This window comes from Candidatus Tumulicola sp. (assembly GCA_035601835.1).
Taxonomy (GTDB): Bacteria; Vulcanimicrobiota; Vulcanimicrobiia; order Eremiobacterales; family Eremiobacteraceae; genus DATNNM01.
Map to the genome: position 1 here is coordinate 215,174 of DATNNM010000011.1, position 17,825 is coordinate 232,998.

At 55.6% G+C, this 17,825-nt stretch carries 9 protein-coding genes; 6 read left to right on the forward strand and 3 right to left on the reverse strand.

The window, feature by feature from the left end; genetic code table 11:
* The first annotated feature begins 156 nt into the window (after positions 1-156).
* Both VN934_05835 and VN934_05840 read left to right on the forward strand, forming a co-directional pair.
* Positions 157-4,794, forward strand: coding sequence for a DUF6531 domain-containing protein (locus tag VN934_05835; protein HXM18315.1), 4,638 nt, complete (start codon positions 157-159; stop codon positions 4,792-4,794).
* Positions 4,795-6,217: 1,423 nt separating this feature from the next.
* Positions 6,218-6,796 (forward strand): hypothetical protein, encoded by a 579-nt coding sequence (locus VN934_05840; protein ID HXM18316.1) that lies wholly within the window; start codon positions 6,218-6,220, stop codon positions 6,794-6,796.
* Positions 6,797-7,682: 886 nt separating this feature from the next.
* Here the strand turns inward: VN934_05840 and VN934_05845 are convergent.
* From VN934_05845 to VN934_05855, 3 genes are all read right to left on the reverse strand, one after another.
* On the reverse strand, positions 7,683-8,168 hold the full coding sequence (locus tag VN934_05845) for a hypothetical protein (GenBank protein HXM18317.1): 486 nt from the start codon (positions 8,166-8,168) through the stop codon (positions 7,683-7,685).
* A 318-nt stretch (positions 8,169-8,486) separates the two neighbouring features.
* On the reverse strand, positions 8,487-9,296 hold the full coding sequence (locus VN934_05850; GenBank protein ID HXM18318.1) for a hypothetical protein: 810 nt from the start codon (positions 9,294-9,296) through the stop codon (positions 8,487-8,489).
* Between the two features lie 18 nt (positions 9,297-9,314).
* A complete protein-coding gene (locus VN934_05855) occupies positions 9,315-10,235 on the reverse strand; it encodes a hypothetical protein (protein HXM18319.1) in 921 nt (306 codons plus the stop codon).
* 484 nt (positions 10,236-10,719) lie between these two features.
* On the opposite strand from VN934_05855, the gene VN934_05860 reads away from it, so the two are divergent.
* From VN934_05860 to VN934_05875, 4 genes are all read left to right on the forward strand, one after another.
* Complete coding sequence (locus VN934_05860; protein ID HXM18320.1) at positions 10,720-12,525, forward strand: N,N-dimethylformamidase beta subunit family domain-containing protein; 1,806 nt, start codon at positions 10,720-10,722, stop codon at positions 12,523-12,525.
* Between the two features lie 122 nt (positions 12,526-12,647).
* Entirely contained in the window at positions 12,648-14,378 is a 1,731-nt protein-coding gene (locus tag VN934_05865; protein ID HXM18321.1) for an FAD-dependent oxidoreductase, read from the forward strand.
* A 194-nt stretch (positions 14,379-14,572) separates the two neighbouring features.
* Complete coding sequence (locus VN934_05870; GenBank protein HXM18322.1) at positions 14,573-16,165, forward strand: hypothetical protein; 1,593 nt, start codon at positions 14,573-14,575, stop codon at positions 16,163-16,165.
* 904 nt (positions 16,166-17,069) lie between these two features.
* Positions 17,070-17,396 carry a hypothetical protein gene (locus tag VN934_05875; protein HXM18323.1) on the forward strand — a complete coding sequence of 109 codons (327 nt, stop codon included), beginning with the start codon at positions 17,070-17,072 and terminating at the stop codon, positions 17,394-17,396.
* Positions 17,397-17,825 lie beyond the last annotated feature (429 nt).

A 17,825-nucleotide genomic window follows, 5' to 3' on the forward strand; every position in this document is an offset into this window, starting at 1 on the left:
CGGCGGTTTCAGGCCCCGATTCCTCTGGCCGTGCCAGTACCGTTGTCGAATATGTACGCGGCCACCGCAATCGCACGACGTATTCAGTCAATCGCGAGGACGCAGACGACTCAAACAATTCGTCCGCGGATGCGTAGCGGGAACAGTATTTTGCCCATGACGGTGAATTCCGGTTCGGCCGACCCCGACGGCACGAACCGATGGTGGGGTTTTCAATCGGACTCCATGGGTGGTATCGGAAGATGGATGGTTAACCTTGCTAGCGGCACAGGCATTGTGCAAGCCGATGACATGGCTATCCCGAACAAAGGTATTGAATTTGCTTTCCGACGGACCTATAATACCCTCTCATACCACGACTACGGAAACAGCGATGGTAGCTCGCCTTCGCTTTACGGCGACAAGTGGACTAATACTTTTGACTCGCATATAGCCGTTAATAGCATGCCTACAGTAAATGGACAGCACGGCATAAGCGTTTACAACATTGATGGCGCTCGGTATGATTATGCGCCGGTCGGCGACGGCGTCAATTTCATAACCCCTGCTGGTCAATTCGCGGGGTTATACTACAACGGCAGTAGCGCATACCTTTGGGTTAAGAAGTCGGGAACGGCATACACGTTTTGGGACGTCAACCAACTTCCCAGTCAAGTGGCGCTCGCAGGACAAATCGCCGCGATCTACGGGCGAAATTATAATACGTATCTGACTTTTGCGCGCAGTTTCACCAACGGCGACGCTTCAAGTTTGAAGAACCTACAGCAGACGAATGTCATTGCTGAGGACGGCCGCGTTGCGATACTGACCTTCGGGGACGTGACTGGTCCGGGAGGCCCATACCGGTTGTTGCAGTCGCTGGTGTGGCCGGACGGCACAACGGCGGTGACCTACGGCTATACGATCGAGGCGTGGGGTGGCCCTGGTGGATATAGCCCGAGACTGACTGAGGTCGATGAGCCAGGCAACGGCAGCACTGCTTCGGGTAAGCTCGTGCAGCAGTACTACTACGGCAACCCCTATGACCTCTTGCTGTACATGAACAGCCCCCGTTGGGTGATCAACCCCCACCTTCCGGGCGCCGGGCCTGCCTTCGGATTTAGCTACGGAAGCTACGGCAACGTTTTGCACGTGAACTATTTCGGCGACGTGAATCCGAGAATCCCAGACCCCACCAACTCGTTCGTTCAGCCAAACTTCACGCCGGACTACGGGATCAACAACGTGATTCGTTCGGTCAATTTCTGCTACCCGGCGCAGTCGGGATGCCCAAGCTCGTACACTGCGGTTACGGACACCGACGGGCACTCAATCAACTACACGATTGACACAATCGGCCGAGTGACCCAGATCCAAGCGACAACGGGCGATGGCGGCGGCGGAGTAGCGCAGCTCACGGGTTCAGGGTCCTGGGACGCCAGCAACGATGTAACGACATCGGTCGATCCTCGCAATCTAGAGACAGACTATGTTTACGATTCAAATGGAAACACGGTGGCTGTCGCGGCGCCCGCGCCGTCACCTGGCGCATTCCGGCCGACCAGTTATTATTCGTACGACACGCATAACAATCTGACCGCAGCGTGCGACCCAGCGCAGGTTCACGAGGCGAACAAGGATTGGGCCACTCCTCCTCCGGGAACTGACTCCCTTTGCTCATCTTCCAACGGCATACTTCACTCTACTCAATACGTATGGACGGTGCCTGGCGCAGGGTACGAGCCCGACGGCGAGTTGGCACAAGTGACGACGCCCCTCGGCTACTCAACATCCTTTGTCTACAATGTCTCTCGACAAGGTGGCAGTGTCGATTACGGTCTCCCAACGCAATTGCAGCGGGCGACGATCACGCAGTTCGACGGCTCGCAACTCATACCTGAGCAAGATTTTGTTTACGATGCTTATGGCAATCTTGTGTGCTATTCGAAAGGCCTAGTTAGCGGACAGCCTGCTTGGTGGATTCTCCAGTATGACGCGGGTCATCTCGGAAGAGTAGTCAAGATTGGTGACCCGGACGACGCGTCGCTTAGCAATGCAGCGTGCGCCAAGACGCCAGGATTGCCTTCCTCCACCATCGTGATCACCAGGTCGTATCTTGCGAACGGTCAAGTCGCAACCGTGCAGACGCCCTTTCAGGCTGCGCAAGCCTTACAATCCGGGAGCTGTTGGAACGGCGGAGGATGCCCTACGCCGCCTCCCGGCGGTTTCTTGACATCGTACACTTACGACGCGAATGGCAACGAAGTCGCCGAAACGCACAATTTCGGCAACGTCCTCGCAACAACCCAAGCATGGTATGATGGCAACGACCGCCTGGTCGAGGTACGGATGCCGACCGACACCGGTGATCTGGACGCGCCACACCTTACCCGGTATTTCTATGATCTTTCGCAAAATGGCTCTCTCGGAACAATTAGTGTTGGTGGCACGAATGTGGTCGCCCACGGCAACCTCTTCAAGAGTCAGGAATACATTAACGCCGCCTGGACGGATGTAAAAGGAAATGCCTTTGACGCCTTAGATCGAGCGAAAATCGGATACTTTTATGCACCGGGTAACGCAACTCTGCGCTCTTCGTCCGCAACGTTCGACGGTGGAGGGTTAGTTGGTTTGCCGTCACAGACCTGTGACCTCGCCTGCTCGACCTTTTCCTATGATAACCTAGGTCGAAAAACACAGATATCATTCAATGACGGCACGCCAACTAAGACGTTCACGTACGATGCCAACGGCCGAACGTTAAGCGTCGCATCCTCTTGGTTTGGAACTCAGTCGTACACCTATGATATCGAGGGCAAGCTGCTCACGTCGGTCGAGCCAAACGGGAATCCATCTCAGCCTCTCACATCTCACGCGACGATATCCTATGACTACTACCCAAATGGCTCGCGCAGGGACCTGTCAGTTTCTTCAAGCGGCCTAACGCAGACGAACATGCTGCAGTATTCCTACCGTTCGGATGGTGCACGTAGCTCAGAGCGCTTTAATTACCTCACAGATCCCGCTAGGTCGTTTGCTTGGAACCTAACGCCAGCCGGGAGGATGGTAACCACTTCCGACCCTTATCTTAATCCATCACACACCGCAACGTACGACGCATTTGGACGGTTGACGGTTTCGACTCTTGTCGCAGGCCAGTATAGCAACATGGCCTACGATTCGGAGGGCGAGTTGACAAGCTATTCTGCGGGCACCGGCACAATTTCGATGACCTTCAACGACAGGGGACAAATGACGGGCCAAACGGATTCGCAATCCTACGGTTTCCGCGCCGCGAGCTTATACGGGGCGATGCATCTCTCCAACCTCGTGAGTGGGGTTTGGCAAGACAATATCGAGACAGTTGACAGCAAAAACGGGGTATTTACGCGCATTGCCATGGCGGGGGGAGATGGTCCAACGGACACGTTCACGTTCGATGCAGCTGGGCGGCAGACTTCGGCGACGGAACAAAAAGGTGGAACTCACTTCGCCGGCGCGTTTGTACGGCAGTATGATGCCGAGAATCACCTACTAACGCAAAATTGGGCTGCCTGGGGTCTCGGTTGCGCGCAGCCGGGTTACAATGAATCACTGACCGTGCGTTACAATTGGGGTCCTAGTGGGCACCCGATTCAAGTCGGATCAAGCACTCCAAACTTCTCGCAGGACCGGATCGGCCCAGCGTCGAGCTCTACTTTGCCGTTCAATTTCGAGTCGCTCCACTGGGACGGCGATACGCTGCTGTTCACGTCCTCGCAATCGGGCGTTGTCGACGACGTAAAAATTGGAACCCTGGCGGACCGAACCATGCAGTCGGGGGGCATGTTCATCGTATGGGACCGGGGACCTGACGGCCAAGTCGTCTCTAACCACAACGCTGGCAGCGGTGCCCACGATGGATGGGTCTCGGGCAATCCTTTCGTTTCAAATTGCAGTGATAATGGTGCGGCGATCAACGCGACGTTTGCAGCCGCTTCGACCGGTTATTCGCCCCCGACCAACTTTGCCGCGGGTATTGGGGCACAAACTTCGGCTAGCGGCGTGAACCTTGTAGGTTGGGGCGGCCTCATTGCAGAGCCGAGACCGGACGGATTCTCCGATGGATTCAATAGAATCCAAGGCGTTCGCTCTTACGATTCAATGCTTCAAGCTTGGACGACTCCAGATGCCTACGCCGGTGTGCTGAGCGACCCGATGAGTCAGAGGCCCTATGCGTGGAATCGCAATAACCCAACCACGTACGCAGACCCGAGCGGCTTCGGTACAATTACTCTGGAACTTCGACCGGTATGGGACTCCACCGGAAATCTCGTTCTACATGCGTTCTGGCATTTTGAGCTCGACGACATGGGCAATGGTCCGATGGTATTCAATCTAAGCGGTAGCTTTGCGGGGATTTACCTAAATCTTAACCTAACCATGGATCAAGGATATGTGAGTACCGCCATACCGATCTTCACGCAACAGTGCACAGCAATGTGTGCTCCGGCGGTGCAAATGATTGCAGCAGCCAACGCTTGGCCCCAAAACACGGTCCTTTACGGTGGTGATACAAGCAACTCCAACACAATTGCCACCTATTTCGGTTTCGCCGGCTTCGGCACTCCCTTCGCTGTCATTTGGGCAAGAAGTCCGTGGACCGTACTTGCGCCCGGCGGCGGCGCGGAGGGGGCGTTTATAGTCCCGTCTCCTTGGGGGAACATTTATATTCCCGTCTTGTTCGGCCTATCATGGAATGGCTATGGCGTGACCCCCAACATGTCAAATATCCCAGGCGTCGAGCCCTTTTATCCAAACCATCCCCCTAAATGAGACCAGGGCCTGGGAGAATGCGATTGCGTGAAAAGGAAGCAATGAAGTCTCGACGACTTTCACGCCCCGCGTGCCTTACAACCTTGGCTATTCTTCTGGGAGCCATAGCGCTCTGCCAACCAGGTTGTGCGAGCCGCAGTGGGATAGTATCCGGTCAGTTTGAGATTTTTGAAGTAGATTTTGAGCCAAAAAGTCTAGCTATCGCCCCTGATGGTCAGCTGTGGTTTACTATTGAGGACGTTTCGGGGGGTCGGGTCCTAATTGGACGGATGTCCGAGCGTGGCGACATCGAGCGAGTGCCAATCGCGATTATGCGAAACCTGGACGTAATCTTTCCGAACTACATGATCGCCGATAAGGATGGTTCCCTTTGGGTCACCGCTATTGCATTTCCACTTGCCTTAAGGGCGGATGAGATTGTTAGGCGCTCGCCCTCGGGATCCATAAGTCGATTCTCCATTCCCACTCTCCGCGCGCAGCCTGAGGGCTTGACGATTGGGAGAGACCGAGTGGTGTGGTTCGCGGAAAACCTTGGGGATCGAATAGGGCGATTGTCATCAAACGGATTTTTTCATGAATATGCGTTGCCACCACTGGGCCCCCGCCCCCAAGGCTACAGCGGCCCATACGGAGTTTATGAAGGGCCGGATGGAAGTATTTGGTTTACAGTTCAGTCACGAAGCTGTGTCGGAAGGCTCTCAACGTCCGGAAAAGTTGATCTGTTCCCCACACCGACGAGGGACAGTAAGCCGACGGGAATTACGCTCGGCGCCGACGGCAGGATGTGGTTTTCTGAGTCCGGGGCCCAAAAGATCGGCGCGGTCGACGCAAGGGGCCAGATGGAAGAGTATGCCGTGCCCGAGCATGAGCCATCTTACATAACGACGGCTAGGAATGGAGACCTTTGGATCGCTGACCATGGTGCAGGAAGGATATGCAAGTTCGCGGCCAATCGCAAGTCGACGTGCTACCAACCCCCAAACGACGATCCCGTGTATACTTTGGTCGAGGCTCCTAATGGCGACATTTGGTTTACACAGGCAAACATCTCAAGAGTTCACAGTTTTTGGTTCCGTTTCAAGACACACGCGGGGGTGATAGGTCATCTTCACCTGCATTGAGAGCCCCATTGTAGCCAAACTGTAGCCTGATGGGCGGATTTTGGCATATTTCGGCGGACGTCGGTGGAATCTAGTTCACCGCCAAACCCTTACAGGGCAGGCGTCGGCACATGTTGGCGGATGTCAGCGGAATACCGTTGAATCAAATTCCCAAGCTGAGGGTCGCGGGTTCGAGACTCGTCTCCCGCTCGGCAACCGGTAATGCGGCGAGCTCCTCCATCGCTGCAGCTGTCGCACGAGCTGTGCACTCCGCTTCAATGATTCCACGTAACGGATTAGTGTTAGTCACCGTTGGAGACCCAGTGAATTACATTGACTCAACCTCGCTTCAGCCAGGATCGTCGTTGGCAATTCTTCTTCCCGCCGTCATGGGCTTAATAGGCGCGCTTGTTGGAGCCGGGATAGCCGGAGTAGTTGCCCTAAAGGTTCAAAAGGCTTCCAGCAAGGCAGCAAGGGACCTCGAGGAAATGAAACTGAACCGCCACGACGAGGGGGTAAGGCGCCAGATTCGCGCGCTTATGAAAGACTTGGACCGGTATTGCTTCGTTGCTCAATCCCAAGGGCTAATAAATGATGCTATGTGGGCTGTGTCCCTGGAACGAGTGGAGAATCGGGTATCGATGCCTGATGTCGCAGACGCACTAGACGAGGCGCAGGCTGCGGCTGTCTTCGAAGCCACCTATCTGAATTCTATGAACTTACAGACGATTGCCAGGCTTAATCGATTTTTTGAAAGCCTTAAGACGCCCGATCAAGCCGCTCGCGAAACCCATCAAAACTCCGTCAGCGGCGCCGCTACACCCGCACGTGATGCCATGTTGCGGGTCTGGGAAACCTTTGGTATGAAGTCGCCGACGCCGATTCAACCAGGAGTATCGTAAGATCACGGCGCTTGTTTGTATACGCGCAACCTTCGCAAAATGAGGGACCGGATGAACGAATATCAGGACATGTCGGCGAACGTCGGCAGAATCCAGATCGCCGTCAAACCCTATTTGACTAGCATTTTGACTTTCTTTGCACTGTTCATCCTAAATGCTCTGGCTCTTCGCTTTCTCATTTATGGTTACATAAGTAAAATCAGGAAAAAGGCGGCAAGCGTCAGGCCAAACAGATGAGTCGAATCCGTCTTACTGGCAGATCATGACCGGTTGGCTGGGCCGGAGGGGTTTTGTCGCGGCCTTCGTCATGGCATATATGCTCTTAATCACATACTATTTCGGTACGCTTCAGACACTGCGCTTTAAGACGCTGGTAAGCACGGGCGTCCAGCAATACGCGCTCCTAAGAATTTTTAACGACACGATTATTGCATCTCCCTTGTATCGTCACATGTCTGCCTTGAAACTAAGCAGCGGCGATTCCATAGAGATAGACCATAGTCTGAAGTTCTTCAGGGTTGGCTTGCCTGATACGCCCGGATTCCGCGTCGCTAATGGCGGCCTAGTACTTCACTCCAACCGGCCTGCACCACACAGCCATCCTAGGGTGGCTGTCAACCTTTCTGTTGAAACCGGACTGGCTGCCGTGAGGACATCAGGAGGGCGTGGGTGCGCACTAGATCTTATTGAAAACGATCACCGGTCGTCAGCGAGGTTGATTATGGTAGAGTCACCCGAAGACGTCAACCTCGGTTGGCCATTGGTTGGCCAATAGCCCGGACAACCTCGGACAATGGCGGACGTCAGTGGACTCAATCCACGCTCAGAGGCGATGGAACGGTGGCTGGAGTTCCCTCTTTCCGTGCTGGTGGGCTAAGAATCTGCTCTAATGCACTTCTTCCTTCGGGCCGTCATCGACCTTGCGCCATTTCCTACTATGGATCGCGCCGCTTTCGCAAATCCTGATTTCGATAATGATTTGAACCTTCGCAATAGCGATTGTTGGCAAGGTAATTGTTCCGAAAGGCGTTGGAATGGAAATCTTCGGCGTGCTCTCCAGCATTGTGACTTCGCCGCAATATGTGAAGCATTTGTCTTTCACTTTCGAAGCACCATGAACCACACATACGCAATCTGGAGCCGTGGTGTGCTCCCAGCTGTCTGGCTTCACATACCATTTTGGTCCTTCGAGTGTCGACCATTGCGGCGCAACCTGAAGGACGCTGCAGTCCCCATTGATTTCCTTAAATCCGCAGCTCACTTCGTCATAGTTGACATTCAACTGGACGGTGAAATGATGTAGAGCCCCACCAAGACCTAAGTGATCGTACTCCGCAAAACCATGTCCCATCGCTTCGTTCCCTTCGTTCAAGGTCCTCAGTCTGTTAGACCACTACTTTTCTGGCCCACCAGTGCTCTTTGAAATCCTGATGTCGCACCGAAGTGGATGATTATGCCGAACACTAGTTTCCGAATCTTGAAGATGTTGCGGTTGCCACGAGCATGTGTTCGAGATAACATCCGGTTAATTGCGACAGTCAGATTTCAAAGCGCACGGATGTTCGCGGCGACTTCAAAAATCCGGACGACGACCTTTAAGTTTGCGGACTTCACCAGCAGCCGTGCGCTTCTTGACGTGATTGACTTCTCGCCAGCTTGGCGCGACAAAGTGTCCTTCCCTGACTCCTTGCTAGCGAGACGTTACGCTCGGGCTCGGTCGTGACGTTATTGAAACGTTCGCCCAGACTGTCGCGACGGAGTTTGAGAGGCCAATCGATTTAGGCGCTTCGAGGAGCGAAATAGTCGAGCCGCCGCTGACCGCCCCGAGCACTTTTCCCAGTTCCCCATTGGTCGGCGGGCGGTCTCGCAGATTGATGTCGACCAAAGCCTTGATGGAAGCCCCGGCTGTGGGGGTCGTGTTGGCGTCCGTCGTCTGTTCCCTCACGAACCGACCACTCTTGTTCGAAACGCCCAAGTATATCCAGCCCGAAACCTGGGACGGCGTCAGTTTTGCCAGAATTGTGGTGGCGCTGTTTCCCGCCGCCGAATCCGATACTTTCTTCCTCCCCTGCAAATCTAGAATCGCTCGAAGCCGATCTTCGGCGGCAGCCAGCGAAGGGTATTTTCGTAAGTCAGACTCCGGGATGTCATTCAGGAGATCGCCGACCGGTTCGACAAGCTCGGGATGTTTTGCATCGGTGGCTATGCTGATGAGAATGTACTTCTCGCTGCCATTCTGGGCAAAGGGGTATAGACTCAGGAATGCGAGCTTGGCCTTTGTGGCGTTGCTTCCCGAAAGGGCATCAACTGACTTGTTGAGCTGTTCCGTGAACGCTTGCGTCTGAGTTAGAGCGTCGTGAAGCTGCTGAACTCGACTGTTCGCAGATGAACTCTGCCAGCCAGTCCAGGCGCCAAAGCCTGCTACCAATAGCGGTGTGAGGATGAGAAGGAAGCTCCAACGATTGCCGTTCCGGACTGCGGAGCCATCATTGTCGGGCATACGAATAACCCCCAGTTGTCAGTATCCCTCGTGATAGCCGGCTCGCACCGCGTCTTTTTCGCAGACAAATGCGCCATGCACGGTCCCCCCATAGTAGCGGTGGCCCTTTAGATGGTAGAAACCGGAACGGGTGTTGAGCCAAACCACGACATCATTGGGGCAATGCTGTTGGGCGGCCGCCTCCGTGTCGAACTTCACGATGGGTCCCGTCGGAGAACTAGTGGGAGACGTGCTAGGAGCGGCCGTCGGTTGTGGGCCCGCAGCGCCAAACTTCAGGGCAAGCACGGGATGCAACTCAACAAAATTCGGCGCATGACCCGTTTGACCGTGAGGAAAATCAAAAAACAAGACGCCGGTTATTGTCACTTCTGCGTTGACAGTGCGCATGGATGGCTTCGCTGTGCCAAAGCTGGTTTCGATAGCCGATCGCATGCTGTCGAATTCCGCGGTCCACCCGTCGCCGGAAACGCCCTCACAAATACTATCTGGTATTTCGGCGATCATCGTGATATTCGTTGGTCCGCCGAAGTCTGAAATCACGACGTGAAAGTCGTTGTCATTCGCCTCAAGTTTGTACTTTTGCAACAACGCGTGGACCGTGTAAACGCGAGTCTCTTCAGGCGTCCTCCGTGCGTTCATGCCTTTAGCACCACTCGGTGGCGTGACATTTCCCAACTTACTCACCGTCGTTATTGTCGGATGATTAAAGTCGATGGCTACTCCATCGGACAAAGTTTTCGCTGCCCATCTTTCAGTGCCACAATGAACCAACGCAACGGTCTTGGCCGAACCGAATGTCGGACGTTCACCTGAGCGGGCTCCTTGCGTATGCCCCAGAACCAGCATAAGCGACGTTAACGTAGTGATACTAAACAACGCGAAGGGCCGCAATCGTGTAAACGCGATCTTACTCGTAACAATCACCTCCCGAGCCTTCATAGAACCCTCCAATTCGTATCCACATCTACATGAAGTGGGTGAGTGGCCGTGTCACTTCAACACGTATGTGAGCAGCGCGTGCTTAGGGGGTTGTGGAGGTTGTTCGAGAGGTAGTGGCCTCGGCAACGATTCCGACGAGGTCAAAGCAACATGACGTGAAGGAAAAGCGCAACATGCAAGCTGGAAAGCCTGCACTCTTTCGCGCTCAGTTTATCACACGGACAGCCAAAAAAAAAGCCCTTTCGCGCCCCATTGGACACTGATTAAGATTGGGAGCGGAACATTCTTCGGCGAAAAGAGCTCCAAGCGGAAAAAAATTCGGTTTCCTGACTGGAAGGGCGCTCGTTGCGGGGCCCCCGTATTGGAGAAATGTAGACAGCGGGTCGCCAAAGGCCGAAATTGTGGACTTTATTCTAACGGCTCGAATCAAGTTCGTCAACGGACCGATATCACGCAGCAAAGGAAACGGGTAACTCGCCCGCTTATGGAGAGAAAAGCCTTCTGGGAGACGTTTGTGGCTGCAGCAATCGAAGCTTACGCGTCCGTCGCGTCAGCGAGTCCTGGTGATGCCGTAGATTTTTACGTCCGTGCAACGCCCGACCATCGCCACTTCACGATGCAGGTGTTTCAGCGCGGGCTTCAAGATACGCTGTTAAAGACGGCTGAAGGTGATGCGTTCGTGCCGGGCGCTCAAGACGACGCAACGCTCGCCGTCAACGGATGCGACTGGCCAGCTGTCGCGTCGTGTCGAATGACAGTCCCGACCGAGTGGATGAGCGGTTATTACCTCGCCAAGGTGAGCTCGGGCGATCAGACGGCGTGGATCCCGTTCATCGTCCGCGCTGCTGCTGGGTCGGGTGGGATCGCGCTGCTGAAAATCAGCGATACGACCACACAAGCCTACACCGCTTGGGGCGGACGCGGGTTTTACACCACTCCCTTCTCGCCGAAGATCTCGTTCAACCGTCCGTACGATGATCTAAGCCTCTACGAGCGCTATCAACTGCCGTTTCTTCAGTGGGCGGAGCGCAATGGATTCTTGCTCGACCTGTGCTCAAGTTTGGATCTTCACACCAACCCGCTGTTGCTAAAAAAATACAGGTTGTTCATCAGTCTTGGCCACGACGAATACTGGTCGCTCGAGATGCGCGACCAAGTCGAGGCGTTCATCGCGAGCGGTGGAAACGCGTGCTTTTTGAGCGCAAACACCTGTTATTGGCAGATACGGTTCGACTTGAGCGATGGTCAACGCTCGATGACCTGCTACAAGGAGGCGGAAGCCGGCCACCCGCCCGATCCCGAGCGGCAAGATTCGCGCCGAGTGACGACTGCCTGGTACGCGGCGCCGGTGTCGCGGCCGGAGAATTCGATGACCGGCGTTAGCTACCGCAACGGTGCAGGTTGGTGGGTAGACCCTGTCCTCCCCGAACTCCGTTATCGCGGCTATAGCGTCGCTCGTTCGTCACACTGGATCTTCGGTGGGACTGGCTTGTCGAACGGCGATACATTTGGAAGCGGAACGAGTGTCGATGATACAATCCTCGGCTATGAAACAGATGCCGCGCTTATTGCTCAAGGCGTCGTGCCACCCGTCGTGACTGGGGCAGATGGCACGCCGAAAGACTTCGTGGTTCTCGCCATAGCCGACCTTAGGGACTGGGGCCCAAAAGGGCAGGGCGGCTTCGCCACGATGGGAACCTATCGGCGCAACGGCACGGCGTTCACAACCGGTACGGTGAACTGGGCGGGCGGGCTCAGCAGCGGATCACCGGTGGAGCAGATTACCCGAAACGTTCTGCTAAAACTCACCGGCGATCGTTCCCTCCAGCTGGCGCTGACCAACGCGGGATTCGAGGACTGGGTTGGCGGTCTTCCAACCGGCTGGACCCTCGATGGCGTCGGCGTGATTGCGGTGGATGACGTCGATGCCGAAGCAGCCGCCGATCACATGCGCTTTGCCGACAGCGGCAGCTCGTGCCTTAAAGTCGATGCGTCCGCCGGTGACACATGGGTCGGCCAGCCGGGACTCTCGCTCGACCCGCGCGCGGCCTACGGCGTCGGGTGCTGGGCAAAGGCTTCCGCGCTCGGCGCCACTCTTCGCCTACAAACCACTGACACGTGGATCGATCTTGCTGTCGCGGAGCACTCGGGCTCGGGGGAATGGGAATACCTGTTCCTCCAGGGTACAAGCCAGAACAGTAGCGCGAGCGTTCCGGCCCGGGTGAAGATTCAGGTCGCCGGCGGCACGATTGCGTGGTTCGATAATGTCATCGTCCTTAGACTCTCTTAACGCAAACAGTGGTTGCGTAATCAAAGGCTATTGCAGAGCTGATGATTTTGTGATACGTACCTACATACACCCGTTGCGACGGTACTTCCTGATTGGGGTCCGGTTGGTATTTGGAGTGGGCGATGGCTGATCAGACTTATGATATCGTGATCGTCGGCGGCAGCTTGGGGGGATGCGCCGCCGCATTGAGCGCAGGATCGAGCCAATACACGGTGTGCTTGCTCGAAGCGAGCGGATGGCTAGGGGGCCAATACTCTGCCCAGGGCGTCACCAAACCGGACGAATCAAGCTACACTCCCACGGTCGGCAGCACAGCGACATATCGCGGTTTCCAGCACAACGTCCGCGCATTCTATCGCAGCAACTACCGGTTGTCCCCGAGCGGCCAAGGTCAACCGACGTTCAATCCTGGAGGCGGCTACCCCGGCTTTGCGACGCAGCCTCGAGTGGCGCATCAGGTGTTGCTGCAGCAGCTCCAAGCGCTCTCGAACGTTCACGTTCGTCTCAACACTAGCATCTCAAGCGCTCAAGCAGAGGGAGACTGTCTTCAAAGCGTCGTCGCGGTCGGTTCGGACGGAGTGCAAACGACCTATGCGGCAAAGTACTTCCTCGATGCGACCGATCTCGGCGACCTCCTCCCGATTGCAGGCGTCGAGTACAACCTTGGCGCCGAGAGCAAGGATGACACGCGCGAGTCAGCAGCGCCGGCAGAAGCGCGGTCAGACTGGATTCAGCCGATCACGGTAGTCGTCGCGCTCGAGCGTCGTCCGGATGGAGAAGACAACAGGATTGTAAAGCCGCCCGACTACGACGCGCTCAAGGCGACTCAGAAGTATACCATTCTCGACGGCTACATCAAAAAGATGTTCCAGCCGGGCGTGGACATGTGGGGCTACCGCCGCCACATCTATGCAGCGAATTTCAATGACCCGGCCTTCCCGTGCGATTTCAGCATGCTTAACATGGGGGCGAACGACTTTCAAGGCGGGACGCTGCCAACCGGCAGCGCCGAAGGCGATGCGGCTGTCATCGCTGGAGCACGTCAGGCATCGCTCGCGTACGTCTACTGGTTGCAGACGGAGTGCCCGCGCGACGACGGCGGTGGCGTCGGATACCAGAATCTGAAGGTGCGGGGGGACGAGTTCGGCACCGATGACGGGACTGCGGCGCAACCCTACATTCGCGAGTCGCGCCGCATCAAAGGGCAATACAGGATCGTGCAACAGGATCTCGATCAAGCGTCCAATGCCGGGCCGCGCGGCAAGAACTACGATGATTCGTGCGGCATCGGCTTCTATGGCGGGCTTGACATCCACGGAAACAATGCGGTGGGCATGGGCCAACAGTTTATCTCCATCAAGCCGTTCGAGATTCCACTTCGTGCGCTGGTACCAATCCGCGTCAAGAACGTCCTCGCCGCGTGTAAGAATCTCGGCGTCACGCACATCACGAACGGAGCATATCGGTTGCATCCTGTTGAGTGGAATATCGGCGAGGCGGCCGCCGCTTTGGCGGTGTTTGCGCTGGATAAAAACGCGCGACCGGCAGACGTGCCAGGCAATCAATCCTTGTTGAGGAGCTTGCAAAAGCGGTTGCTCGCACGAGGTGTCCCGCTCTTCTGGTGGACCGATATCACAAACGCCGACCAGGCATTCGCGGCCGTGCACTTGGTCGGCGTTGCCGGCATTATGAGCGGCGAGGGCACGAGTATGAATTTCCAGCCAAATGACGACTTCGGCGACGATGCCAAGGCGGCGGTCGAAAGCAACTTGGGCAAAAAGCTCAACTGGCCGCCTAGTGACATGACGCGCTCGCAAGCGGCCCTATGGATCGTTCAACAATTGAATTGGTAGCGAGGGCAAGAAAAATGTCGTGGAGCACCGGGAACATCGACGGGCGCAGGGAGGTGTCACGTGCCGACTGCCCCAGGTGAGAGCGATAGGAACGAGCTTGATGCACCGTTCGATGAGCTTAACACCCATATCGCAGTCATAGAGGTCGAAGAACCGCAGCAACTTGATCTTGGTTGTTCTGCAATCCACTCGGTATGAACATCCTCGAAAAACTTCGCGCTGCGGTTCAGAAAATTGTGCCCCGAAAGGAACCATTGCAAATGCCAAGTCCTTCCGCGCCTATATCCTTAGCCGTCGATCATGTTATCCTAGTTCATGGATACAGCGTGCAGCTGCTTAATAACTACGCGGCCATTCCACAACTACTCGCCTCCGCGGGAGTCTCAACGAATAGCATTTTGCTTTCTGCCTTTATCTCGTTAGACGACGCGGTATCTTGCGACGATTTGGCTTTCGCCCTTGAGGATCGAATGGCGGTGCTCGAAGCGAAACATGGCGTGAATCTCCGTAAGACCGCCATGATAACGCATTCGACCGGCGCAATCGTGACACGCAGATGGATATTAAATCGGATGAAGCGCTATCCATCGAAGGATCTGCCATCGCATTTCATTAGTTGTGCTGGGGCCAACCACGGCTCGTCGCTGGCACAACTGGGGCGATCGATTATGGCGAAGATCTTCCGCGAATTCGAACAGCATACTTCAGTAGGAGTACGTGTGTTGCAAGATCTAGATTATGGCAGTGCTTTCTTGCGCCGCCTAAACGGTGAGTGGTTGGCCGAATGGAACCGTCCCCAATCAAGCCTTTCAAGGGTGTTTTGTTTTAGCATGGGAGGCGCAGACCACAGTTTTTGGAAAAATCAACTTGCGTGGCAGGCGCACGAGACGGGTTCAGATGGCACCGTCAGGATAAGCGCCGCGAATCTTAACTACAGGTGGATGCGCGTCGACATGGCGCAGGATGGCACCATTACGGCAAGACCTGAGACAATGTCAAGACCGGCTGCACATCTGGTCATCGATACGCCGACTGAGCGTTACTCTCACACGAGCCAACGTGAACGGGACGTCAAAGGGCTAGTCCTTTCGGAGGCAGCCGGCATCATCAATTCGTTCACCGATCGTCGTCACCTTAACGAGCCAGTAACTGATGATGTTCGAGGAATACTCGATGGCGTCACGTCTCTCCAAGACCGACCATTTCAGGCACTGATCGAGGCTATGTCGGTTGATACTGCCACGGCTTACGAAGCCGTTCGGCTTAAGTGGGCCGCCGAAACGGCTGTGTGGACAAATCAAAAGAACGCCGATAGTATCAATCCCCAAGCGGATGCCACGATCGTTGTGACACTGAGCGACGACGAGAACACCCCGATTCACGACAGTTTGATCATGCTTAAGGATGACAATGGGAATGTGAAGACAGTGTCGCTTTCCCTTGAGCCGCATCAGCCACTCTATAATCCAGCGTCGCCCGGCACAATGTCGTTCTATGTCAACGCTGATAGATGGTTAGGAATTCACCCGCATCGAGTAAGTGTGGAAGTTCATAGTGGAACCGCGTACGCTTCGTACGCACCGATCGACGACGAGTCCATATCGGACCAAACGTTTCATGTGGTTCAGACGAACGAGTTCACATATATTGATCTTCGCGTACGACGCAACACCGAACGCTCGTACATGCTGTATTCTGCCATAGACCCGGCAATAACTCAATACGGAGATAAGCCGTATCCACCACTCCCGAAGAGCGCACTCTTTGATGATACCTCGAATAGCTAAGAAAGCGCGATGATGCGGGGCGCTTACCGCCGGGGGGGACACCAAATCGGGTGAGTTGTCCACATGCGAAAGACAGGACGGCCCATCATTTCCGGTCGAACGCGCTTGCGGCTTGTTCGAGCGAGGCTATCGTGCTACTCTGGTTTCGACCCAGTTAATTTTGCCCGGTCCACTAATTTTTATTCCTCGCGGGGACACCACCATGAGCATCAGCACCATCGTAAATTGGGCGGTGGCCAATCAGAGCATCGCCTCGACTGTATCACAGGCTGAACCCGTCGACGCAGCCCCAAGCCGTTTGCCTGTCCCGTTTCCCCCTGAGCCAATGGGAGGCTTCGGTATACAACCCCTAGTTGACGACATCGGTGGGAATGGCGGCGCGGCCAGCTCGCCCGGCGACGCTAGCGGCGGCCCGCCGCCGCCCCCCACCCGCAGCGCCGCCGCAGGTCCCTGCGAGTCTCTGGGCTCGCATCACGGGATTTATCCCAACAGAAATTATCGGCGGCTACGTTGCTGTCTTGGCAATCTTGGGCGCCAGCTGCAACGGATGCGATCAGACCCGACCTGAATTCGCCGTGCTTATCACATTCCTGGTCTTGTGCGCAGCCAGCGTCTGGTTTCCGTTCGCCGGCAAAGTGAAACAGAAGACGGGCAAGTTTCCAGCACTTCGAACCATAGTATCTTTTCCGGTCATCGCGACTCTATTCGCCTTCATTATTTGGGCATTCAACTTACCGGGTAGCGTGCTTATATCGGCCATGCATTTGAGCTCGGCTTTCACTGCGATCGCCGGAATTGTCGCGTCGATAGCCATCGGCTATGTTGCTCCGGTATTTATGCGCACACCGGCAAGCACATAAAGTCAAGACCAACACCAAAGATCGCGCCTCAAAGGAGCCAAACCATGAAGAATGGCGTTTACGAAAACCCCACGGAGCTGACGCAAGATCTCAAGACCCATTTCGCGAGTACGCCGGGATACGATGAGCAGGCGGTTCAAAAATTTGCTGAGAACAGCTATGCGTACATTACGGCTATCCCTGCGCCCGCGAAAGCTCCCGCTAAACACATACCAGACGAGAAACAGACGGCGTGTTACAAGAAATGCGCAGGCGAGAAGGTGATTGCACTGGCGGCCGCGGCTAGGCTCGGTTGGCCAGCGGGTGCGATTGCCGCAGCGAAGGCAGTCGTTGATTTTAACGCCTGCCGTGCTCGCTGCGACCGAGGATAGCGTATCGATCTCCGATTCACAATGGTGTGCCCCCGCGGGTTGGTAACAGCCAGAGACTTGTTCCCCATCCGGCGGCCCGCCACGCCTCGTACTTTTAGTTGATGTTGTACTGTGGGTTCCGCGCGTGGAAGTAACTAATTCGCTCCCACGCTCTATTGCCATCGGCTTGGATTAGCTCGGCGCCAGGGCTGTCGGTAAGTTTCGGGGCGCTAAAGCCTACGAAGCAGGCATCGAACGTTCGCCGCAAAAGCGCCCCCTTCTCCGCAAAGAATGGCGCCTGTACCCCGAGCGGAGGCGCACCCAAGGCCTTAAGTTTGCGGACTTCACTAATGGCCGCGCGACGTCTTTCAGGTAGACTTAAACGTGGAGGTATCCGGGTGAGAGCCTGGTTTAACTCCAAGAGGGGCGAGTACATTTGAGTCGACCTTC